Origin of the sequence: Neobacillus sp. PS3-12 (assembly GCF_030915385.1) — a bacterium.
Lineage (GTDB): Bacteria > Bacillota > Bacilli > Bacillales > Cytobacillaceae > JAEVLT01.
Genome location: NZ_CP133268.1, coordinates 3451663 through 3476481, shown reverse-complemented (window position 1 = coordinate 3476481; position 24819 = coordinate 3451663). Strand labels below are relative to the sequence as shown.

At 36.9% G+C, this 24819-nt stretch carries 20 protein-coding genes; 9 read left to right on the top strand and 11 right to left on the bottom strand.

What is annotated here, in order from left to right:
• Positions 1-2 precede the first annotated feature (2 nt).
• From argC to RCG17_RS17560, 3 genes are all read right to left on the bottom strand, one after another.
• Entirely contained in the window at positions 3-1040 is a 1038-nt protein-coding gene (gene argC / locus RCG17_RS17570; RefSeq protein WP_308171423.1) for an N-acetyl-gamma-glutamyl-phosphate reductase, read from the bottom strand.
• A gap of 213 nt (positions 1041-1253) precedes the next feature.
• Positions 1254-2126, bottom strand: coding sequence for a hypothetical protein (locus RCG17_RS17565; RefSeq protein WP_308171422.1), 873 nt, complete (start codon positions 2124-2126; stop codon positions 1254-1256).
• 184 nt (positions 2127-2310) lie between these two features.
• Positions 2311-2541: a hypothetical protein gene (locus tag RCG17_RS17560; RefSeq protein ID WP_308171421.1), complete on the bottom strand. Its 231-nt coding sequence runs from the start codon at positions 2539-2541 to the stop codon at positions 2311-2313.
• A 199-nt stretch (positions 2542-2740) separates the two neighbouring features.
• On the opposite strand from RCG17_RS17560, the gene RCG17_RS17555 reads away from it, so the two are divergent.
• From RCG17_RS17555 to RCG17_RS17530, 6 genes are all read left to right on the top strand, one after another.
• A complete protein-coding gene (locus RCG17_RS17555) occupies positions 2741-2998 on the top strand; it encodes a YpbS family protein (RefSeq protein ID WP_308171420.1) in 258 nt (85 codons plus the stop codon).
• Between the two features lie 1129 nt (positions 2999-4127).
• The gene (locus RCG17_RS17550; RefSeq protein ID WP_308171419.1) at positions 4128-5552 is read left to right on the top strand and encodes an ABC transporter substrate-binding protein; all 1425 of its coding nucleotides are present in this window, start codon (positions 4128-4130) and stop codon (positions 5550-5552) included.
• Positions 5536-8049 (top strand): EAL domain-containing protein, encoded by a 2514-nt coding sequence (locus tag RCG17_RS17545; protein WP_308171418.1) that lies wholly within the window; start codon positions 5536-5538, stop codon positions 8047-8049. The genes RCG17_RS17550 and RCG17_RS17545 overlap by 17 nt, the downstream gene beginning before the upstream one ends.
• A gap of 138 nt (positions 8050-8187) precedes the next feature.
• A complete protein-coding gene (locus tag RCG17_RS17540; protein WP_308171417.1) occupies positions 8188-8595 on the top strand; it encodes an ATP-binding protein in 408 nt (135 codons plus the stop codon).
• Entirely contained in the window at positions 8588-10216 is a 1629-nt protein-coding gene (locus RCG17_RS17535; protein WP_308171416.1) for an ATP-binding protein, read from the top strand. The genes RCG17_RS17540 and RCG17_RS17535 overlap by 8 nt, the downstream gene beginning before the upstream one ends.
• A complete protein-coding gene (locus tag RCG17_RS17530) occupies positions 10132-10464 on the top strand; it encodes an STAS domain-containing protein (protein ID WP_308171415.1) in 333 nt (110 codons plus the stop codon). The genes RCG17_RS17535 and RCG17_RS17530 overlap by 85 nt, the downstream gene beginning before the upstream one ends.
• A gap of 71 nt (positions 10465-10535) precedes the next feature.
• On the opposite strand, the gene RCG17_RS17525 is transcribed toward RCG17_RS17530, so the two are convergent.
• Complete coding sequence (locus RCG17_RS17525) at positions 10536-12095, bottom strand: ATP-binding protein (protein WP_308171414.1); 1560 nt, start codon at positions 12093-12095, stop codon at positions 10536-10538.
• 343 nt (positions 12096-12438) lie between these two features.
• On the opposite strand from RCG17_RS17525, the gene RCG17_RS17520 reads away from it, so the two are divergent.
• From RCG17_RS17520 to RCG17_RS17510, 3 genes are all read left to right on the top strand, one after another.
• Positions 12439-13002 (top strand): chromate efflux transporter ChrB, encoded by a 564-nt coding sequence (locus tag RCG17_RS17520; protein ID WP_308171413.1) that lies wholly within the window; start codon positions 12439-12441, stop codon positions 13000-13002.
• A gap of 15 nt (positions 13003-13017) precedes the next feature.
• Positions 13018-13554 carry a chromate efflux transporter ChrA gene (locus tag RCG17_RS17515; RefSeq protein WP_308175876.1) on the top strand — a complete coding sequence of 179 codons (537 nt, stop codon included), beginning with the start codon at positions 13018-13020 and terminating at the stop codon, positions 13552-13554.
• A 907-nt stretch (positions 13555-14461) separates the two neighbouring features.
• A complete protein-coding gene (locus RCG17_RS17510; RefSeq protein WP_308171412.1) occupies positions 14462-15355 on the top strand; it encodes a LysR family transcriptional regulator in 894 nt (297 codons plus the stop codon).
• Positions 15356-15417: 62 nt separating this feature from the next.
• Here the strand turns inward: RCG17_RS17510 and RCG17_RS17505 are convergent, their stop codons facing one another.
• From RCG17_RS17505 to RCG17_RS17475, 7 genes are all read right to left on the bottom strand, one after another.
• A complete protein-coding gene (locus tag RCG17_RS17505) occupies positions 15418-16455 on the bottom strand; it encodes an amidohydrolase family protein (RefSeq protein ID WP_308171411.1) in 1038 nt (345 codons plus the stop codon).
• A gap of 21 nt (positions 16456-16476) precedes the next feature.
• A complete protein-coding gene (locus tag RCG17_RS17500) occupies positions 16477-17391 on the bottom strand; it encodes a VOC family protein (RefSeq protein ID WP_308171410.1) in 915 nt (304 codons plus the stop codon).
• A gap of 113 nt (positions 17392-17504) precedes the next feature.
• On the bottom strand, positions 17505-17984 hold the full coding sequence (locus RCG17_RS17495; RefSeq protein WP_308171409.1) for an aromatic-ring-hydroxylating dioxygenase subunit beta: 480 nt from the start codon (positions 17982-17984) through the stop codon (positions 17505-17507).
• Positions 17981-19285 carry an aromatic ring-hydroxylating oxygenase subunit alpha gene (locus tag RCG17_RS17490; protein ID WP_308171408.1) on the bottom strand — a complete coding sequence of 435 codons (1305 nt, stop codon included), beginning with the start codon at positions 19283-19285 and terminating at the stop codon, positions 17981-17983. Before RCG17_RS17490 ends, RCG17_RS17495 begins: the two co-directional genes overlap by 4 nt.
• 397 nt (positions 19286-19682) lie before the next feature.
• Positions 19683-21077, bottom strand: coding sequence for an MATE family efflux transporter (locus tag RCG17_RS17485; protein WP_308171407.1), 1395 nt, complete (start codon positions 21075-21077; stop codon positions 19683-19685).
• 139 nt (positions 21078-21216) lie between these two features.
• Positions 21217-23598 carry a polyprenyl synthetase family protein gene (locus tag RCG17_RS17480; RefSeq protein ID WP_308171406.1) on the bottom strand — a complete coding sequence of 794 codons (2382 nt, stop codon included), beginning with the start codon at positions 23596-23598 and terminating at the stop codon, positions 21217-21219.
• A 207-nt stretch (positions 23599-23805) separates the two neighbouring features.
• Positions 23806-24774: an NAD(P)-dependent alcohol dehydrogenase gene (locus tag RCG17_RS17475; RefSeq protein WP_308171405.1), complete on the bottom strand. Its 969-nt coding sequence runs from the start codon at positions 24772-24774 to the stop codon at positions 23806-23808.
• Between the last annotated feature and the right edge of the window lie 45 nt (positions 24775-24819).

Below are 24819 nucleotides of genomic sequence, written 5' to 3'. Positions count from 1 at the left end.
ATTTATGGATAAACCGGAATATCCAAAAGACCCGTACGAATATCCCAACCGTTTATTAAATTTGCATTTTGAATTGCCTGACCAGAAGCACCCTTTACTAAGTTATCAATTACAGAAACAATTGTGAGTCGTCCTGTACGGTTATCAACGTGCAATCCAATATCACAATAATTGCTGCCTAATACCTCTTTTGTTGAAGGGTATGTTCCCTCAGGTCTAATGCGAACAAATGGCTTACCATTATAAAACTGCTTATACTGTTCAGTAATATCTTCGGTTGATATTTGTTCATTTAGATTGACGTACATTGTACACATAATTCCTCTAGTCATCGGTACAAGATGTGTCGTGAAAGTTACTGTAAAAGGAACCCCACTTTCATCTTGAAGAACCTGCTCAATTTCTGGAATATGTTGATGGCCTCCTAATTTATAGGCTCTAATATTTTCATTAATTTCAGCATAATGGGATGTTAATGAAAGACCCCGTCCTGCTCCAGATACACCTGACTTCGCATCAATAATAATAGATTTATAGTCTGCAATATTCATTTTCAATAGGGGCAGCAATCCTAATAATGTAGCAGTTGGATAACAACCCGGATTTGCAATTAGTGAAGCACTTTTTATATCATCTTCGTATATCTCACTTAAACCATAAACTGCTTGATTGATATATTGCTCTTTTGCTGGTTCTTTTTTATACCATTTTTTATATTCACTTCCCGACCGAATACGTAAATCCCCGGAAAGGTCGATGCATATTATCCCCGTCTCAACTAATAAAGGAATTAGTTTACTGCTTACCCCTGAAGGAGTAGCCAGAAACACAATTTCATTTTCCTCACTTATTTTCTTTGCATCAAAAGACTCCATAGGTTTTTCATTAATATTTGTAAGGTGAGGGTATACGTCACTAAACCGAGTACCTGCTTGCGAGTTAGAAATTACTGTACCAACTTCAAGAATTGGATGTTTATTGATCAAGCGAATCAGTTCAGCCGACCCGTAACCTGTTCCGCCAATAATGGCTGCTTTCATTATATTCATCTCCCTGTATCCCTCTTAATGAATTATTATACTGATTTATTGATAATTATACAATAATTTTAATACCCAATTTTCAATTAAACTAGAAAATTATTAATATTTCCACTTGCAATCGCTTACAATTCTAGGCATGTCTTAATGTAAAACTTTTATGCAAAAAAAAGCGGGGCAGCAAATGGGGCGCCCCGCTTCATTCTATTATTATTATTTTACAACATTGAAAGTACCCATCATATAATCGTTGTGCATCATAGACCAATCCTGATTATCACCATCACAAGGAAGTGTACAATTCCATGTAAACTTACCTGTTTTTTCTGGTGTAAACTGTACAGTCGTTACACTTGGATTTCCATCTGCAATTCTTGGTATTTCGTTAACAGTCACGCCAAGTTCTTGAATTGCAATTGGATGCGCAGCTTTCCCTAAACCATAAACAGTTAATGCAACTGGTTGACCTGCTTTAACGGTAAGATTTCCTGGAGTATAGGCATCATGCAGTTTACCATCTGATCCTAGTTTGTAACTTGGATTCATAACCATTGAAACGTATTGTACTTTGTTATCTGCAGGTAATACTGTGATCTTCCCTTGCATGTAACCTTGTTGTGCCATTGCCCACTGCCCGTTATCTCCATCACATTTGTCGGCGCAGAACCATGAGAAATCACCTGTTTTCTTAGGTGTAAATGTATAAGTTGTTTCTGCAGGCTGTCCTTTTTTCATTGAACCTTTGATTTTTACGTTTAATCCTAAGTCAGCGGAAGTATAGGTGTGTGTGCCGCCATCATAGTTCAGGAAATGCAATGTTACAGGTTGTCCTTCTGTAATTTTGATATCTCCGTTTATGAATGCATCATGCATTTTTCCATCGGGACCAACTTTTGAACCTGGCTCAATGACAATATATTGATTAAACGCTGTTGTTTGTTTGACATCAGCTTTTGCAGCTGCTTTAGTCTTAGAAGCTGTGGAAGCAGTCTTTTGTGCACTCGTCGTACCACAGCCTGCTAAGGAAAAGGAAAGAGCAGATACTAACGCTATTGCTAACGTACCTTTTTTGATGATTTTATTCATTTGAATTTCCTCCAAGCAAAATTGATTTTGTTTATGGAACAAAATATACTCTTGTTTTTACCGTGTTTATGTGATAATTATCACGGATCATGTGAACACTTTTCTAACACTCTTCTTTCGATGAATGTATTGATCAATAAATAAACCCTTGAAGCGCTGTATACTTCAAGGGTCTTTAATCATTTTAATAAATATTATGCTCGTCGCTTTGTTGGAAAAATCCTTTATTTAGACACCAGTTTCCGACTTGAGTAAAAATTGCAAAAACAAAAAAGAAATTCATAGCCCAAACATTAATAAAAGGAGTCATTTCGCCGAATTCAATTGTAGACATACCTTTAAGCTTCATTACAATAAGAGACTCTATGTACAACAAAATAAAACTAACTACTCCCGATAAGCCAATTCTGAGCATTTTTACCCATCCTCCACCGTATTTATGCATTTTTGACAATTTCGTGAACATCATTTAAATTTATTATATTCCTTTTGAAAACAAGATGGAAACAAAAAAATTCGATATCCCTTATAAAAGCCTGAAAAAAATTGTTATTATTGATTACGGAAGTTAAGTTCAAAACTATTCATGATATCCAGCCTTTAGGAGTGAAAATATGAGTGTACATAAAGAAATTACCGCACATGTTAATCAAGCAAATAAAAGAATAACTGATTTTTTAGCTCTCGATCAAAAAAGGGAGTCTTATATTGAAGAGGCAGTTGAATTATGTAAGCAAGGCAAAGCATTCTCAACCGAAAAGATCAATGAAGTAACAAATCAGATCAATGAATTAGCCAAACAAGGTATTGTTCCTGCTCGAAAAAATGTGACAGTTGATATGGTTAGAGAATACGTTAATAGGATTAATTAAAGGAAAATGTGCGCCCATAATAAGGGAGGCTTCAGATTGTCGAGGAACTTTTCTCGGCAATTTTTTATTTTACCAGAATTTAAATAATAATTTTTTGGATGTTTCCTGCAAATGGGCCTGTTGATTTCCTCTCCGGGCACTCGCTTTCCGCGGGGAGGTCCTGGAGCCTCCTCGGCGCTTCTGCGCCTGTGGGGTCTCCAGTGACCTCTTGATCCCGCAGGAGTCGAGTGCCCTCCGCTCCAATCAACAGGGAGGCAAATCTACCAATTATATTGCAACACACTTTTTTATCTAACTTTGCTAAATGTGTTGATATCATTTTTATGTTTTGTTAGGCTGCAGTAAGAAGAGTCTGTTCACTTGCATTTCTCAATCCTCGTAACCTACAGTATCGAAGCCCATGCACCTCATTTGAGTCTGCGGAGCTTCGCTCAATTTTTTCCTTTCTAAATTTATTGCTTTGTTATAAACGGTTTGTTGATTTCACTGTGTTAAAAAATAAACGGTAAAATTCCGTTTATATTATCCAAATCTTTGAATTCTGTCTTATTTAGAGCAGTTAATCGGAATATCTCCGCTTATATCTGCTTCTTAGGCCTCCACTATATACATACTCGGAAATTCTCCGCCTATCTCATACATATCTACACCATGGAAATAAATGGGTATCAGAGCGATAAGGTAATGGGTCCTTCAGTTTCACCATTTTTTTGTTTTATTAGTTGAGCTGAAGGTCTTTATTGAATACACTCGTTGATTGGCGCGGAAGGCACGAAGACTCCTGCGGGAGTACGGGGCTGGGGAGACCCCACAGGCGCTTTTCGCGCCGAGGAGGCTCCCCGGCACGCCCGCGGAAAGCGAAGTGCCTGGAGCGCCAATCAACAGACTTGTTTAACAGCCTATACACAATATTATTATACTATATTAACGCAGTGAATTATTAAAGTGGTTGAATAAAATGATTGGTTGCCGAGTTTTCCGACAGCATGCGGCCCCTATAAAAGGGGCTTTTTTGTGTTCAATTATTATTTGATAAGTTTGTACTTTGTTTGAAAACTATTAATATTTCGTGAACACAATACTTTTATAATGGTATAATATACCTATCTATGTACGGAGGTAAAACATTATGAGAAAAAGCGTCCTAATTAGTTTTCTCATCTCTATCGTCCTGCTAGCAAGTTGTAATTCCAGACCATCAGTTACCACCAAGAGCACCCCATCAAAAAAACTGCCTGTCATTTCCATCATCGCTGATTCCAAACAAGCTTTAGCACTATTTCAACAACAAGAAAAGAAAATTGAAAAAAAGTATGGTGTTCGTTTAGAGTTTCATTATCCAAGTAGATTAAACGATAATCTTGAAGATTTTTTGTTTGCTAGTAAAAAGCGTTATGATATTTATGTTTTGTTTCCTGCAAAAATACCTCAATATGTCGAAAGAAACATGCTTCTTCCAGTAGATAACTATATTCAAAAAACAAAGGATATCGATGACATCCTGCCTGTTTACCGCAATCTTTATATGAAATATCAAGGTCATGATTACGGAATGGTCTATGATGGTGATACCCATCTATTGTTTTATCGAAAAGACCTCTTTAAAAAATACAACGATGAATACAAAAAAACTTATGGAAAAGATTTGACACCACCACAAACTTGGGAGGAATATGATCAAATTGCGAAGTTCCTTACAAGAGATACAAATAATGATGGGAAAATTGACATTTATGGAACGGCCATTTTTGGCGGGGATGCCAAGAGATACGTCTGGTTTGCCGAAAGATACTTATCAATGGGAGATCAATATTTTGATGATAATATGAACCCATTGATCCAAGGAAAAGATGGAGTAAAGGCATTGCAGGATTTAGTCCTGCTTAATGATAGCGGGGCTACCCCGCCCCATTCCATGTATGATTGGATTGATTTAAATAATTCTTTTCTTCATGGGGATACGGCCATGGTTGTTCAATGGAGTGACACATCCAGATTTCAATTTGACCAAAAAACTTGGAAGTCAACTGTGGCGGGAAAAGTAGATTGGACATTGGTGCCTGCAGAAGACCCAAAAAATCCTCGTGGTGGAGTTTGGATTGGACGCGTCTTAGGGATATCAAGTCAATCCTCCCACCCAGACAAGGCTTGGCAGGTCATTTCTTATATTACATCAAAGAAAATGTCTAAAAACGCCGTAACATCTTTGAGCACCATTAATGATCCTTTTCGTTCCAGCCATTTTTCTGTAACTGGCAAAGGGGCCTTTCCAACCAAGGAATTAAATGAACATTTTTTAAAAACCGTCCAAAAAAGCTTAGAGCATCCAAATGCCGATTTAATGATACCAGGCGGCTGGGATTATATGCAGGCACTTGATAAAAACATCTATTTGGCTTTAATTCATAAATTAACAGCTCAAGATGCACTTTTGAAAACAGCAGATGACTGGAACAAAATTACTGATCGCTATGGCCGGGACGGTCAAGCAAAAGAATATAAACAATGGCTGCAGCTTTTAGAGGGAGTGAGAACGAATGAATTGGCTCAATAGTTTAGCTTTCCGTTTTTGGTTAGCAATCAATAGCCTTGTTCTTACAGGAGTTCTCTTGTTAAGCGGGATTTATTATCAAAGAGAGTCAGCCAATTTAGAGAATTCATTAAGGAACCAAGGATATGCGGCCGCCAAGACGTTAAACTCAGCTATTGGCTTGTATATGTTAGAAGGAGATTATTCACATATTTCTCCGCTCACCTATTCCTTATTGTCTGAGCCAAATATTGCCTTCGTTATTGTAAAGGATAAAGGAGGAATAACGGTAGACCAAAAAGGCGAAACCACAATTGATAAAGATCTTATTATTATTGAAAAAGAATCACTTGAATATTTTCAAGAAAAAGTAGGAACAATTGAGATCGCCCTAAAGACAAACTCCCTTGTTGAACAAAGAAAGGACCTATTTTCAGATACCTTACTAACTGCACTTATTATTTCATTTATATCGCTGCTCTTCTCCTTTATTATCAGTAAAGGAATGAGTGCGCCAATACGTAAGTTAATTACTGCCACAAAAAAATTAACAGTAGGTGAACGAAATGTTCAGGTGGTAGAAAAAGGGATTATCGAAATTCAGGAATTGTCGATTGCATTTAACAAAATGACTCAAACGATCAACAGTCATGAAAAAATCCTTGTAAGTGAAATTAACAAAGCGACCAAGGACTTATCAGAAAAAGTGGCAATTCTTGAAGCATTAGCAAATATTTCAAGCTCTGTTTTAGAAGATAAAATTCAACGATTCCAAGTAATGAAAAGTACATTAGAAAGTTTAAAAAAGCATAGTAAAGCGAACCATATTTCACTAGCTTTTTTAGGTAATAAAGATGAACTTGACATATATGAACTTGACTTAAACGGGAATCTCCATCAGCTTGAACTTACTGCAACTGATTCTGTTATTCATGCCGTTATCAAAAACAAAGAACCTATTATCCATAATAATTTATCGATTAGTTTCCATTCCATTTATGAAGAAATTCTGATTAATCAGGGTATGCACTCTTTATTAATTCTTCCAATCATCGCCAATAATAAAGTCATTGGAACATTAAATGTTGCGAGCATTATTCCTAATTATTTTTCAAAGCAAAGTTCGGATGATCTTTCAGTATTTATTAACCAAATTGCCTTAGCTATCGATCGTGTTGCAGCATATGAATCTTTGCAGTATTCAGCGTATCATGATTTTTTAACAAACCTTCCTAATTACCGATTATTTAAGATTAGAATAAATGAAGCAATAGATGAGCTAACAAACCAGCCCCATTCACTAGCTGCTGTTTTATTTTTAGATATTGACCGTTTTAAAGCTGTTAATGATACATTAGGGCATGCTACCGGAGATCTTTTATTAATTCATGTCGGTGAAAAACTATTAAGTTGCATATCAAATCGAGAGACGGTGACACGAATTGGTGGGGATGAATTTTCAATTTTACTGCCAAAATTAGCAGATCCTAATCATGCAGTTAAGATAGCACGGAAAGTGATGAAAAAGCTGGAAGAACCAGTTATTATTAAAGGTTATGAAATTACTATATCTGTAAGTATTGGAATTGCCTATTATCCGAATGATGGCCTCGATGCAGACAGCTTAATTAAGCATGCCGATCAGGCGATGTACCGAGTAAAAGAACATGGCAAGAAAAATTATGCAATTTACACGCAGCCAATTGATGATAATTCCATCGACCAGCTTAGCCTGGAAAGTGATCTTCGTAAGGCTTTAGAAAAAAATGAAATCGTTGTTTTTTATCAGCCAAAAATCAACATTCTGACTGGTTCTCTTGCAGGGTTGGAAGCCTTGATTCGCTGGAATCACCCGACAAAAGGACTCATTACACCTGGTTACTTTATTCCGCAGGCAGAAGAGACAGGATTAATTGTTCCTATTGGTGAATTTGTTTTACGAGAAGCAACGAAACAATGCGTGGTTTGGCAATCCATGGGCTTACCCCCTATACCAATTTCAGTGAATCTATCATCCCGACAATTATTACAAACGAATCTTGTAAGCAGTATTGAAAAAATATTAATAGAAACCAACATAAATCCTAATCTCTTGGAATTGGAGATAACAGAAAGTATGTCAATGGATATTGACCGCTCACTTGAAATTTTAGACGAACTTAAACAATTAGGAGTTCAAATAAGTGTAGATGACTTTGGAACCGGCTACAGCTCATTAAGCTATCTAAGAAGATTGCCCATTAACCGTGTTAAAATTGATCAATCTTTTATTAGAGATATGACTTTAAACCCTAGTAATCAAACACTTGTCTCCACTATTATTAATATGGCACATAATTTAAATTTAGTCGTGACTGCTGAAGGTGTAGAAACATTTGAACAAGCACGGCATTTACAAGGAAATAACTGTGATGAAATTCAGGGCTTCTACTTTAGTAAACCGATTCCAGCAGAGGATTTTTTCAAGCAATATCATGATATTATGATAGAAGCAGAAAAATGGCGCCTTATTCAAGTATAAAATTTCGTATGAACTAGATAATTTCCATTATAATTATGAATTTTCAATATTATGAAAAATAATAAGCAAAATTATGTCATATTATGCTAAAATGAACTTGAAAATATACCTGTTAACGGGAAAAGGATTGGAGAAATTTTGTATAGGATTGTAATTGAACGAGAAGATGATGTATACATGGCTAGTACAATTGGAAAAAGAGTTGGAGAAGATTATGGTTTAAATAAAAGTCAGCAGACCAAGTTAATTGTATCGATTATGGAATTAACACGCAACATTGTCTTTTATGCAAAAAAAGGGGAACTGTTTATAAAACCGATTCCCTCCTATGGTATAGAAATAACCGCCATTGACCAAGGTCCAGGCATTCCGAACCTTGATCAGATTTTAAATAATACGATCCGATCGAAAACTGGTTTAGGTTTGGGTTTATCAGGGGTGAAACGCTTAATGGATGAATTTGAAATTACGAGCACAGTTAACTTTGGTACGAAGGTTAGGGCAGTAAAATGGTTAAATGAAGGGCAGGCTAGTCGCTTTGGTTAATTTACCTACCGCTCAGGGAATCTCTTATGGTTTAATTGAAATTAATCCCGATGGCTCCATACAAAAGGTTAACAATGAAGGAAAAAAACTGTTACTTTCAGATGATAATGATACGAACTATCTTTTTCACCGCATTAAAAATAATGAAATTAAGACCAAACTGCACGAATGTTTTATGGGCCGAACGAATGACTTTATCGTAACCATAGATAGTCAGCCTTACTTTTTCTTGTTCCACCGAACATTTAAAGAACAAAAGCTAGAAAAAATACATGTATATATGTTCAACATCGCCTATCTTCAGAACTCACATGAACATAATAATTGGAATAACCACTTATTGTCCTCAATTGGTGAAATGGCTGCCGGCATCGCTCATGAGGTTCGAAATCCATTGACCGCAGTAAAAGGGTTTCTTCAATTGTTAGATCAGACATATAACCAGGAGTATACGCAAATAGCCCAAAGTGAATTAGATCGGGCAATTCATATCTTAAATGATTTAATGAGTGTTTCAAAACCTGAATTTGTTCAGGAAAAACAAACCACCTTTAACCTTTGTTCAGAAATCGAATCTATCTTACTTTTATTCCAAAACCAGCTCTATGAGATTACCGTAATCAAAAAGTTTGATAATGAAAGCTCAGTTATCTTAGGCAGAAGAGATCAAATCAAGAAAGCTTTATTCAATTTAATTAAAAATGCAATTGAAGCCATGTCTCCTGGCGGAACATTAATGATTGAGCAATATGAAGACTTTCAAGATATTCATATCAATATCACTGATTCAGGGATCGGTATCCCAAAAGACAAGCTCCGATTACTCGGCACCCCATTTTTTACATTAAAACAGGATGGAAAAGGAATGGGGTTGGCACAAGTCTTTAATGCCATCCAGACGAATGACGGCAAAATACATGTCACAAGTGAAGAAGGAAAAGGAACTACCTTTTTCCTATCATTTCCAAAGGTAATAACACATTCTAACCAATTTTTAGGGGGCAATGCAATGATTCAAGCAGTTGATTCAAAAGTTGAACTTGAAAATTTCCTAACGAATAATATCCACTTTTATACAGAAGAATGGATGCAATATCTTCATAAAAATAAAAGCTATATTACCACATTACTAAAAGAAAATGGTGAGTTGGAAAACTATAAAGTAAACGGTAATCCAATTATGAATCTTGTTGCAGATAATATCAGCCAAATAAAAATGGAAGACATTATGGATGTTGCCCGGGAACGTGGTGTGAGAAGTGCGAAAACAGAATTTCCAATCCATTTGGCTTGGGAGCTGTTTCAATCATCACGAGGAATTATCTGGAATGCCATTAAAGCTTTTTATGTCGAGTCCAACAATACTCTATCAGTGGATGAGTTTTTCACATTAGAGCGTCATGTAAATGACATTATTGATTTTTACATTGATTCATACACCGCTTATTTTGCCAACTACAAGGAAGAATTGCTAAAAAGCCATCGTGAAACAGTAGACGAGCTTTCCGTTCCAATTATTCCGATCGCTGAGAGAGTATGTATCCTTCCAATCGTTGGAACTGTGGATACCTATCGTGCCAAAAAAATTCGCAAAAAACTCTCCAACGTGTTAAAGAGTTAAATGCCCAGCAATTAATTATCGATATATCTGGTGTTCCATTTGTCGATACCGCTGTTGTAAATCATTTATTTAAAATTGTAAAAGGTATTAAACTACTTGGATGTTCAACCATATTAACCAGAATTAGCCCGGAAATTGCTGATACAATGATTGAATTGGGAATTGAAATCGATAATGAATTAAAAACAAGATCTGATTTGCAACAAGCTCTACAAGATATTCGCCCATTTTTTAACGGAAATAAGTAAAAGAAAAAGGTCTGCAAAGCTCGCCCTTATATGATAGGGCGAGCTTTTTAACTGGAACAAGTTTAAATACTTTATTGCCCCTTAAAAAAGACATCATTTAATGCTAATTGCAATGTTCCTTTGAACTCTACTTTATGCATCAAATCTACTCCGGAGTTAATCAAACTTTTTACAATCTCCGCCCTAAATCCAGTTAGAATCGTTTTACAACCCATCATATAAATACCATCTATGATTCTGATAAATTCATAAGCTGTTTCTTGGTCTAATGGTGCAACCCCAGAAAGATCAATAATCAATGTTTGGATATGATGATTTTCGATCTCTATAAGTACTTTATCAAGAATGGTAGATATCCGCAGACGGTCAATTGTTCCAATTAAAGGGAGAATACATATTTCTCTATTAATTGGAATAATTGGGACTGAGATATTTTCTACCAGCTTTCGCTGCTCCTCCAATAATTCATCCTTGTATTTTGAATAACTGATAAAAAAGTAGGTGAGAAACTGATCAATCAATTCGTTTATACTTTTTTCCAGCGTATAAAATTTATTTCGATCCACCTCTGTATTTCTTAGTTGGTCAAAATTATAAAGGAAATCCCACAAAGTTCTTCGTATCGCTTGTACCCATTCTAGTTTAAATGCAAGAGTCCATGAAAATTTCGCCCAAGTTATTCCTTCCTGTTTTGCAAACGAAATTAATTCATGCTCTCGTTTTTCAACTACAAACAATACAAGTTTATGAGCGTTATTTACCAAATTAATATTTCCAATACTATGTATTTCCTTGATCTTATCCTTTACATTAATGGCCTCAGCCAGTAATCTTTCTTCAAAAGCCTTACGATTTTCAAAAAAGAAATCTCTTATAGAATAATGTTCCTCAAAATCTAATTTTATATTTTTTACCTCTCTTGGGCTTACTTGCAACAGCGGCTGCAGCGGAATCTTAATGGTAAACATGGTTCCTTTTTGTTCTTTACTATCTACATTAATTTTTCCTCCATGCTGATAAACAACAGAAAATACTTGAGTTAACCCCATTCCTGTACCTTGAGCCTTTGTTGAAAAAAATGGCGTTCCCAGCAATGATAATTGATTTGCAGGAATCCCAATCCCTGTATCTCTAATGGTAACAACCACTTCATCATCGACCAAATCATGAGTGATCGTTAACTTCCCCTCGTTCTCCATGGATTCAATGGCATTTTTGATCAAATTGAAGAATGCCTTTTTAAATTGGTTTTTCTTTCCGACAATGGATACATCCACATCATTAAATTCTGTTATTGTATGAATTTTATATAATTTGTCTTGAAATAAATTTAGGATTGATTCTAACTCTACTGACAAATAGATTGTTTGATACTCTTCATCCTCTAAATCAGGCTTAGAGACCTGTAGAAGATTTTGTAATGTTGTCAGGGCATTTTCTAGCTCTGACTGGGCAATATCAAGGTATTCGTTTTTTTCTTCCTTCTGCAACAACTGTAAAAAACCTTTTACTGCAGTTAACGGGTTCTTGACTTCATGTGCGATCCCAGCAGCAATTTGTCCTACCGACGCAAGTTGACTTAAATGACTATTATCCCAAGACTCTTCAACTATCCACTCATCTGACTTCACTTGTATTGCTCCTTTCCATTTCCACACTTTAATGTGTAAATATTTAGAATTATTTTACTATTGTTGCTATCCTACTATAAATTAATAATTGGTACATCTGTAAATCTATTCATTTTTATTCCATTTTTTTGGATAAATAATTTACAAATCTTTTCATTTCAAAGTAAATTTTTGTCGCATAAAATGTTAAAATCGTACTATACTGTCAAAATTAGCTCATTAATTTTCACAAGCGTATTTTCTTGCTTGATAAAATATACTTTATAAGAAGAATGCAGGAAAGACAGTTTGAAACTAATGAATATTTTTGCTTTACTCTTAAACCATAGGGGGATATAGAAGGATGGCTTTATATAAAGAATTAATCATGGCGATGCTTCGTACTGGGATATTAGGATTTGGCGGTGGGCCATCAGTTATTCCATTAATTCGTTACGAGGCAGTTACCCGCTATCATTGGCTTGATGACGAGGAATTTGGAGAAACTTGGGCTGTAGCCAATGCATTACCTGGACCGATCGCTCCTAAAATGGCGGCCTATCTGGGCTATAGAGGAAAAGGGGCAATGGGAGCCATTGTTGCAGTTTTAGCCCATATCTCTCCTACCTGTATTGCAACGGTTGTTCTCTTGTCACTTGTAAGTGAATTTCAATTCTCCAAATCTTTTACTGATATGATCAATGCGATTATGCCTGTAATTGCAGTCATGCTTGGCCAAATGGCCTATGAATTTGCTTTTAAAGCATTAAAGGGGTTAGGAAAAATACTAGGGGTTCTTTTTTTAGTACTCTCATTTATTCTGCTGTATGTGCTCCCCATTCATCCGGCAATAGTCATTTTAATCTTCCTCATTTACGGGGCTTTTCATTATAGGATTAAAGCTAGAGTAAGGCAAACTTCAAAATAAGGGGCATTTACAATGATGACATTGATCCATATTTTTTTAGGATTCTTTATGGCCAATCTTTTTGGATATGGTGGAGGACCTGCGTCGATTCCATTAATGTATAACGAGATTGTCACACACTATGGATGGTTAAACAATACTGAATTCTCACAGATGCTTGCAATCGGGAATGCTTTACCAGGCCCAATTGCCACTAATATTGCTACATATGTTGGTTATGATGTAATGGGATGGTGGGGTGTAGTTATTGCATTGTTTGCAACCATCTTTCCTTCTGCATTGGCACTCATTTTACTTTTAAAAGTGCTTCATCGGCATCGACAATCACCTGTCGTTAAGGGAATGACTCTTTTAGTGCAACCCGTAATTGCGATCATGATGCTTGCACTAACTTGGAAAATATCTGCAAATTCAATCCACTCAATTGGGATTGTCCAATCTTTAATAATCGGCATTGTCACTATAATTGCTCTAATTAAATATAAAATCCATCCAGCTTTTATGATTTGTGCTGCTCTTCTATATGGCGGCCTCATCCTTCCTCATTTTTAATTTTTCTAAAAGAAAAGAGTCATTTCAAAGTCGAAATGACTCAGGCTGTCAAAACTCGGCAGCCTATCATTTTATCCATTAACTTTAATGGTTCACCGTATTAATATAGTGTAATAGTATTGGTGTATAGGCTGTTAAACAGGTCTGTTGATTGGCGCTCCAGGCACTTCGCTTTCCGCGGGCGTGCCAGGGAGCCTCCTCGGCGCAAAAAGCGCCTGTGGGGTCTCCCCAGCCCCGTACTCCCGCAGGAGTCTTTGTGCCTTCCACGCCAATCAACGAGTGTTACAATAAAGTCCTTCAGCTCAACTTATAAATCAAAAAGTGGTGAAACCAATGTTTAAGCCAAAAGATTATAGCCAAAGTGAATATGAATTTGTACCTATTACTTTTATGTAGAGGCTGTCAGCTTGATTCTGGTTATCTCACGAGCCCAATTTGTAAGTGGCTACTTAGCAAAGTTAGCTAAAAAAGTGTGTTGCAATACAATAGGTTGATTCGCCTTCCTGTTGATTGGATCGGAGGGCACTCGACTCCTGCGGGATCAGAGGTCCTGGAGACCCCACAGGCGCCAAAGCGCCGAGGAGGCTCCAGGACCTCCCCGCGGAAAGCGAATGCCCGGAGAGGAAATCAACAGGCCCATTTGCATGAAATATCCAAAAAGGTTTAGTATATAAATTCTAGTAAAATAAAATTGCCGAGAAAAGAGTCATTTCAAAGTCGAAATGACTCTTTGAAGTATTCTTTGAAAACAGAAAATTTATTTTAGTGGTATAATAAAATGAAAACACTTACAAAATCTCTAATTTATGATATCATAATATATTATAAAAATTTTCATTTTTTTGATTATATGAATATCACAAATTAACATTTTCAGGCACATATAGAAATCGGGAGGAGTATCAGATTGGATGATGAACAGCTTTTAACATTCATTACTGTTTATGAATTAAATAATTATTCTCGTACTGCCGACCACTTAAACTTAACACAGCCAGCTGTTACGGCAAGAATTCAAAAATTAGAAATAGAATTAGGATGCAAATTATTTTATCGCGATGGCAAAAAAATACTTTTAACACAAGAAGGAAAAGCCTTACTTCCATTTGCACGAAAAATTCTTAGTTATATAAACGAGGCAAGGCAAACAATTGAACTATTAAAAACTCCAACCATAACCATTGGTTTATCACCTGCAATCTCTGTTTCCCTTGTCTTAGATGCCTTAACATTGCTGCGCGAAAGTGAGGAACAATCGTTTGATATGCTGGAAGCAGCAGATTCCGTTGAAGTTTCAAAAATGGTAGAATCGGGGCTGGTCGATATCGGCTTAGTTCGAGACGTGATCCCTTTCCCAAATCTGGAGTCTAAGAAAATTTTTCACGAAAAGCTGTTTTTTATCGTTGGAAAAGGGCATCCATTAGCAGCAAAAACGGAAATTAAGAAAGAAGATTTAATGAACCAAACCATGATTTGCTACAGAAGGGAATCTGCTTTATGGCAAAAGATTGATGAAAAATTGGTAGGAGTAAAGGATTTAAAGCGGATTGAAGTCGGTGGTTTTGAAATGCTCCTGTCTATGGTCAAAAATAACTGGGGTTTTTGTATAGTACCCGAACTAATTCTTTCCAAAAATATCAAGAATGATTTTTATATCATTCCTTTTCCAGATTTTGAAGATCTCACCTATAATATCACCGGAGTTTATAAAAAGGATTTCCCCAAATTTGAAAAACTGCTTCTGCTTCTTCAATCTTTTGAATCAACATTAAAAGAATTACAAAACCATTTGAATGTATAAACTGTTCATATCGCTTTCTAAAAAAAAGAACTTTCCTTCGTGGAAAGTTCTTTTTTTGACCTCTACTTAACTGTTTCCTTAATATAATTTGATTTGCTTAATCCTAGAAAATCGATGGCATTTTCACCGAGCATCTGTTTAACTTCTTCTTCCGTAACTGATTCTAACAGTTCAACTACTTTTCCTGGCGGAACTTCACGAAGCAGGAATGGGTAGTCTGTACCCATGATAATGTGATCCGCTCCAAATTTTTCAAGCATGAATTGTAAATTACGAGGATCGTAGACTAATGTATCAAAATAGAGTTTCTTCGCATAATAGCTTGGCGGTTGTTCGGTAGTTCGAATATGCGGCCATACATCCCATGCTTGATCGATTCTCGGCAATAAATATGGAAGGGATCCTCCGCCATGTGAGAAGCAGATTTTAAAGTTTGGATATTTATCCAGAATGCCGCTAAAGATTAAACTGGCTGCAGCAAGTGCAGTCTCTGAAGGCATTCCGATCGAATACATAAAGTTATGCTTTGGCATTCTTTCGACACCAATAGTAGCCCATGGATGTACAAAAATAGGCACATCCATTTTTGCTGCTGCTTCGATGAATCGGAGAATTTCAGGATCATCGAGTGTTTTACCATTTGCATTGCTGCCGATCTCAATTCCTTTTAGTCCTAATTCATTTATCGCTCTTTCCATTTCGGCAATGGCTAAATCAGCATCTTGCAGGGGCACTGTACCTAAGCCTACAAAACGGTCAGGGTATTTTCCTACACAAGAAGCAATGAAATCGTTTTGAGCCTTTGAAAGCTCTAAGCATTTTTCAGGATCTGCCCAATACGTAAATGTAACGGGAATTGGAGACAAGACTTGTACATCTACTCCTTCTTCGTCCATTTGAGCAATTCGTTTTTCCGGATCCCAGGCATTATCCTCAATTTTTCTAAATACCTTGCTATCCTTGTAAATTTCAGCCCCGCAGCTGCAGGTATGCTTTAATGTAGGAAAACGATCATCCCCATATTTTGCTTCAAGATCGGGAAAATTATCAGGAATAATATGTGTATGAAAGTCTACCCGAAACTTCTTTTCTTTTGACATATCTACGCCACCTTAATTAATTTATTGATTAACCTTTTCTTGCTCCTCAGTAATTAATTTACCGACTTTACCCCAGCCAGGCTGCGGTCTTCCGCCCCATTCATCAAGAGTTGCCATCGTAGGTTCTAAACGGCGTGCTTCCCTTGGGTTTTCTTCGGGGAACTCTTCCATTCCTTGGCTGTACTCAATGGTCAAGCCGTCTGGATCAGCAAAATAAAGGAAAATACTGCCTGATGGATGGTGTTTGCCCGGTCCAAATAAGATTGGAACATTATTATCTCTTAATTTGTTTACTTGAATGCCGACATCATCTACTCTTTCTGCTTGAAAAGCAAGATGATTCAATTTGTTTTCTTTTCCTCTTGTCAAAGCGAAGTCATGATGGAACGGTGAAGGGAACGCTCTTAGCCAAGCCCATCCTGTTTCCCTGCCTTGAATATCAGAAACTCTGAAGTTTAATGTATTCGTAAAGAAGTCGAAAAGCTCTTCAAATTTATTTGTTTCATATACTACATGAAGTAATCTCGTAATTCTCGCACGCTTAGGAACAAACGGTTCTCCTAATTCCATGATTTCAACGTAAAATTCATACGTTACACCTAAATATGGGTCTTTAAAGCGCAATGTTCTGCCCTGAGCCAGGCTTTGGCATTCTTTTGCACTTAATTCAACAGGATTTAAGCCCTGTTCTGTTAAGTAATCAAAAACTCCTTGAAATTGGTCTGTTTTTTCAAGTTCATAAGCAACTCTTTTTAATCCAGGCTCTTTGCCTTGTTCAAGAATTAAGTTATGATGATCGCCGCTGCATCGAAGATAAGCGGTATCCTCAACCCGTTCAACAAACTCCATGCCAACAATATTTTCATAAAAATCAACAGATTTATTAACATCGGTTACACTAAAAACAACATATCCTAATTTCTTATAGCGAATCATTAGATGACCTCCTATTTTTTCAAATAATCATATAACGACTCAAATCACTGACATATGTAAAATTTTCCATTCACACATTTCAGTGACCTGAGCGCTTTCAAATATGTTCAACTCTATAAAATGATACTCACTTTTCCGTGCGGGCGAAGGCTATCAAGTTTAAGAACAACCTTCTTATCTTGGATTTTTAACTCTCCATTTTCATTCACTAATGTGTATTCGTTAACACCAACATAACAATCAAGCGTTTCGCGCTTTGTACGATAGGTGGCAAAGTTACATTTTACCTTTACTAAATTCTCATCATTGCTGACAATTCTTACATTGTTCACATTGTGAAGAGTGGTTGAGTGCGGGTATTCAACATGAGCCTCTTTTTTTAATAATCTTAAAGCTCTTTGCTCTAAACGGTCACGATCATCATGTACTAAGAATAGAGACTTTGTAAAGTCGGCATCAGGATTTCCGATTGGCGGGATTACATATGTTCCATTACTCGAGAATAATGCCGCCCATTCCTTCATCTTCCAGCTATCCAGAAGTTCTGCTTCCTGGTATAAAAAGTCCTCAATTTCCTGACGTGTTATATTCACACCTCAACCCTCCCAGCTTCTTCTTCTTTTTTAGCTTCAAGAAATGTAACTCGGTCGTTCCACTCACGCCAGAATGCACGCATTTGTGCTTCGTCTGTCGCTTGAGGAACTTCTCTGTTCATTCCCCTTGAAATGTCATTCCATTCTACTTCCTTGTTATTTAAGAAGCCTTCCTGACAAAGTTCAAGTGCTTCATTGTCATCTGGAGTAGCGAAACCGCCTGGTCCTAAGAACTCTAGGAAGCTATCATTACGAACTTGTCTAAAGTTTTCATTTTCCTCTGCAGCTGCCAAAGCATATCCAGTAACTTCAATATAGTTTGGTGCAGTTGGATAGAATGTTCTGATTGTAATCGCCATAATATCGTTAATAATGAGATTAGGGAAGATCCAGATGTTACGGTTCTTTTTGGCAATCCGTTCTGCTCTTTCTTCACCAAACTTTTCTGTTAATCTCTCAATGTTCTTTTCTATGATTCCTTTTGCTTCTTCTCCATATCCTGGAATCCACTTTCCAACTGGTCTTGGCCAAGCAGAAGTATACTCCATTACAGCATGTCCATTGCCCAGGTCACGACCTACACCTATAAGATTATCTTTGTCTGCCAAACCACCGCGAGTAGCAACAATATCAAAATATGTTTTATGTGTTGGCATTCCATGATACAAGTCAACACTATTTTCACCTAATAGCTTCCAGTTAGCACGCACACTGTATTCTTGCGGATCCATTAAGACTTCCATCCCCATCTCTGGATGTGCCCCTGCTTCAGCCTGATCAGCAACTAGATCAATATATTCTTTCGCATTTCCTAGGTAGTCTTCTAAAGAAATGGCATTATCATCGAAATTTACAAATACAAATCCGCGATAGCTTTCAAGTCGTTTTACTTCAACAAGATTTTTAGAACCATCACAATTGTGGTCTTCCGGGAAACCTGCTTTATCTGGCATTCCAACTAGGTCCCCTTGGTTATTAAAGCTCCATGCATGATAGAAGCAGCGGAAAACTTTAGTGTTTCCATGTCCTTCACGGCAAACCAAGGCACCCCGGTGTGGACAAGTGTTATACAATGCTCTGATAACTCCATCACTGCCGCGAGTAAAGATAAGGTTACGGCCGCCAACTTTTCTTCGATGGAAATCACCATTATTCCGTAATTCTGATTCATGGCCGATAAATAGCCAGCATTTACTAAAAATTGCTTCTCGTTCTAATTCTAAAATTCCTTGATCAGTAAAAGACTTACGATTAACCCTAAATATGCACTTTTCTTGATCTTCCTGAACATACTTACCCATCAAATTCCCTCCTGATAGTGATTTTATTGTTCTTAGCTAAACTTACGCTTTTGCCCTTTTGGCTACGCTTTTCATGTAACCGTATACAAATCTGTTAAAAAAATTGTTACATAATAAGCCCTTTTATCTTTGAACCAACATAAAATCCAAAGAAACTATATTAGAACTAAAATCTCCTGTAATATGGAATATTTAAATATATGACTAATTTAAATATCCCATCGGATACATTTATAATAATACTAATTTTCTAAAAATTCTAATTGAAATAATCTTCGTTTTTTGCCTAAAATACAAGATTTTATTTATACTATTTACACTATGAATATATTTTTAACGAATGATTTTCAGTTAATAAAAACTCCCAATCCTTCTTGGATTGGGAGTTTTGTTTACATTATACTAACCTATGGGCATACCATTTTTTTCCTTTGAATCGCCATCCAAAGATCAATCCACGCATACCCCACTCTATAATCATTGCGACCCATACACCAATGATCCCATATCCGAAGGTGATTCCTAAAACATAGCCAAGTACCACCCTCAAAAGCCACATTGATAATAAAGAAGCGACCGAGGTAAAGTTCGAATCCCCTGCAGCACGTAATGCTGAAGGCATAATAAAACTTGATGACCATAAAATCGGATGTGCAACGGCCGATATGATCGTCATTGCAAATATTGTTGGAATTATTTTTTCAGGCGGATGGAACAGTTTCATCATCAATGAAAAAAAAGGCAGCAATATTGCTGGTGCAATCAAAAAGAGAATAGTAGAAAGTCCGATTAACGACTTAATGAATTTCTTTGCATCAGTTATATTCCTTCTTCCGATACATTGACCAACCACCGGTACAATCGCAATACTCAAGGCATTAGGTCCAATCTGAAATAAAAGAGCGATCGAATTGACGATTGCATACGCCGTCATCGCTAATGTCCCTAATTGCACAATAAAAGTTTGGGTAAGAAGCTTTCCTCCATTAAAAAAGATTTGTTCCGCAGCAAAAGGAATCCCGATAAACATCACTTTCTTTAAAATAGCAAAATCTATTTTTAATGTAGACTTTAGTTGAAAACGAATCGTTTCATTATATTTTATGATATAGATTAATGAAGAGATCATACCCAGTACTCTTGCTACAATAGTAGCAATCACGAGCCCTTTCACACTCATACTCATAAACGTAATCAACAATACATTAAGCAAAGTGTTCGTTACATTCATTACTAACGATAAATTTAAGCATGGCTTAGTCTCTCCCACGCCTCTTAAAGAACCACAAACAGCTTGAAAAATCGCAATGAAAGGATAAGAGATACAACTTCCGATTAAATATATCTTTGCATTTTGAAATACATCTGCATCAGCTCTGCCAAATAGGAGGTTTAAGACAGGCATATTAAAAATAATCATAAGTGCACTGACCAACACAGACAAGATCGTAACGGCTGTAATTGCCTGTGTTGCTGTTTTGGATACCATTGCGGTGTTCCCGCTGCCTTTAAATTGGGCCACAATAACGGTACCGCCTGTTGCTAAAGCAATAAATACGTTGATTAAGAATATATTCAATGAATCTACCATACTTACAGCACTAACGGCTGCAACCCCGGAAGAACTAATCATTGCTGTATTTAAAAAACTCATTAAGATTAAAAATGCCTGATCTACGAATACCGGTAAAATAATCCCAATAATTTCCCTATAGTCTATTGATTCTCCTGTAAAATACTTATCTAATAGAGAAACAGTCCGATGCTTAATATTTAGTTCTAATTTATACATTACAGCCACCCTTCTCCGAAGGATTTTGTCAAAAATAAACAGTCCTTTTAAATTTCATGGAACATTATACCACGATTATGCAGTGAAAACATTTCGAGGTTATTGGTATTCATCTCCATATTTGTGCATAACAAATTCCTTAATGGTCGCGGTTAACAATATAGTTCAATAAATGTTTGAGAAAGGTGGTATTTTGTTCGATCTCTAATAATGTTTCTATTGCAAGACAATAATGTTCCCACATTACTTTACTCGCCCTTTCACGCCCTAAGATGGATACAAATGTTGAGTTATTATTTTTCCCATCTATGCCAATAGGTTTTCCAAGTAAGGCTGGGTCCCCTTCAACATCCAAGAGGTCATCTTTTATCTGAAAGGCAATGCCAGCATGACGAGCGAATTTTTTCAAAGCTTCGATTTCAATCTCTGTTGCCTGAGCAAGTATGGCAGGCATAATAAGAGAAGCTTCAAAGGCAATGCCCGTTTTATAAAAGGACAATGTATTCAATTGCTCCAGTGTTAATTTTTTCCCTTTTGATTCTAAGTCCATTGCCTGCCCTTTACACATCATTTCAGTCGTTTTCGATGAATATTGAATCAGTTTTAGCACTGTTTTCGGATCAAACCCACTCAGTGATGCTTGTTCCTCCGTTGCCTTTTGTGTCAGAAAAAGACCAGTTAATTCGGCAATCGCAATATTATAAGTCTGATGGAGGGTTGGACGACCCCTTCGGGTAGAAGCATTATCCTGGGATGGCAAATCATCAAAAATCAGGGATGCTGTATGCATAAATTCTAGCGATCTTAGCAAGGGCACAATGGCAGAACTTTTTAACCCATATACATTAACGCCCATAACCCAAGTGATAATTGGGCGGAGTCGCTTTCCATCACCATTAAGACTATAGTTAGCAGCAGCAATGATGGGACTTTCCACCAAAGCTTCATTCTCGTTTTTGGGAATGATCAATAGACGGTTGATCTGATTTCGAACTGTTTCGACCGTATGTAAAAAGTCTTCTTGCTCCATACGTTCATTTTTCAAAATGGTAATAATATGATCACGAAGAAGCTTGTCAAAAAAATCAACATCATCCGCTTTATCGACCAGATTTTGAATAACCTGCTTAAAATTCGGACTTTCAGAAAAGAAAAGTTTCATCACTTGATTGTACTTTTCTGTTCCCATTCTTGCTTTAAATCGTTTCAAACCGTTAATCGCACGATCGAGAATCACTTCACAGGCTTTGGGATCAGAGCGGTACACGTTATGGATCAAATAGCTGATAACCGTCCAATACAATTCAAAAGGGTTTATAAGATCCTTACGTTTTTCATGATATTTTAGATAATAGGTATAGGGTGTTACGGCCCCATCCCTCATGTCATCAAACATATCTGCAAAGTCATCCGCCAGTTGGTTATAGATCCCATAATAAAATGTTCGGTCATCAAAACCTTCATCCTCCTCCGCACTAATAACGGAACGGACAATCAATCGGGATGAAGAGGATTTTAAAATAATCGGGATATAAAGTTCTTCGTTGGTGTAATGTTCATTGGATAGTTCCTTTATGCGGTCAATTTCTTGAGAATTAAAAAACACATAGGCTTGCTCAAGGAATGATTTCACTGTTTCCGGCCTCTGATGGGACTTAATATATTCAAAGGCTTCTCGGAGTTCCGAATGAACAAACCTTAGCAGGTCTGTTGTTTGTGGTTCCCAATTCCCCAATTTAGGAACAAAACCTGTCGTAAGGGTGTTACGAATCAAATTTGAATATTTTCTTTTCTCTTCATCAGACAAAACTTTAGCATCAAGTAGATCATCTATAAAAGGATATGTCAGTCCATAGGAATAACCTAGTCTAATCGCTTCATCCAGCAGTCGGGTACGTTCTTTTTGTGATATCCCATCTTCCAGCCCTTCTAGGACATGCATCAGTACTCCACCGATAATTTTAATCAGTTTCCTCTGAGCGTGCACTGCATCCATCCCCTCTGGAATATGAGAGGATACAATCTTTAGCTTTTTTATCAACCAGATCATGGTGGATTCTATATGTTCCTTTTGCGCCATTCGGTATAATCCAGCCAAACTATATGGGTCCGAATTGTTCCCCTTGTCTGTTTTCAAGTAACTTTTTAAACTGGCAACAACACGTTGAACCCTTGCTCGTACAGCAGGTGAGTGTAAGTCTTTGCCTAGATCCCGCATAAAAATATAGGAAATACTTCGATCAAGGTAATGATCCAATTTCCCTGTATAATCTAGCCAATGGATATAATTTTGGTACCCTTGTGGACTAGTTTTTCCTTTTCTGCGAAAAAAAAAGGTTATCCATGGATGGTTATGAATATGGTTTTGTTTCCAGGATTGTACATCTATTGTTAGGGTAGGGACATAACTCTTTTGCATGACTTCGTTATATAGTGCTTGAAAATAATGTTCAGCCTTTTGCTCCGACAGCTTGTAGCATGCGTCGGCATTAATAACCAGCTCCTTATTCATACAATACATTACCCCTGACATCGATATTTGCAGCCATTTCTTATCTTTAACGTGACTTTACTAATATTATATTCTATATCATTCTTATTTTAAAAAAATACAAAAATTCTATGTAATTAAAAAGTATAGAAAAAAGCCCACTATATACAAGTTATTACAAGAAATCTGTATATAGCCGACTTTTTAAGTTAAAAAACTGAAACGAATTCTCTGCCATTACATTGTGATGACCACTTTTCCTTGAGCGTGGCCATTTTCAAAATACCTAAAAGCTTCTTGAATTTCACTTAACTGATATTGTCGGTCAATAACCGGCTTTATTTTGCCTGTTTCAAGAAGTTCCCTTATAAAAAACAGATCTTTTTGATTTGGTCTTTGCAAAAAACTCCCTATCTTCTTTTTTCCAGTCATTGAAATCCAAGGCCCAAGGACCATTGCTTGAAACATTTGCGTACCTGAACCTCCGACATGAACAAAAATTCCATTAGGACTTAATGCACGTTTGTAAACAGATATGGGCTGATACCCGTTAGCACCAATAATTAGGTCATAAACATCGGCTTTTTTCGAAAAATCTTCCTTCGTATAATCGATAGCATGGTCCGCACCAATTGATCGTATAATCTCAACATTTCTCGTACTGCACACTCCAGTTACCTCAGCCCCGAATGCTTTAGCAATCTGTACGGCAAAAGTTCCCACACCGCCGGAAGCTCCATAAATCAAAACCTTTTGCTCGGACTTTACCCTACCCTTATTTCGGAGACTCTGCAGGGCTGTGACTGCGGCCATTGGAACTGCTGCCGCTTCCTCAAACGACAAATGGGATGGTTTTGGTGCTAATACATTTTCAGGAACAGATACATATTCGGCAAACCCGCCCCAGCCGCAGCCAGATAGGTCTCCAAACACCTCATCTCCTGGTTGAAACTGCTTAACATTTCTGCCAACCGCTTCTACCAGGCCTGCTATGTCACCTCCGGGGATTGAGTATTTTGGCTTTATGGGTCCGAAAAATAGACGGGCTAAGAATGGTTCTCCTTTCAAAAGAACCAAATTACCATAATTCACAGATGAAGCATAAACCTTTACAAGTACTTGATTATCCTCAGGAATCGGTTTTTCAATCTCTTTTAATTCAAGGACATCAGGCGGGCCATATTTGTCATAGACGATTGCCTTCATAACGTGCCTCCTTTAACCATGATTTGATCGTTTGGTTTCCTAAAT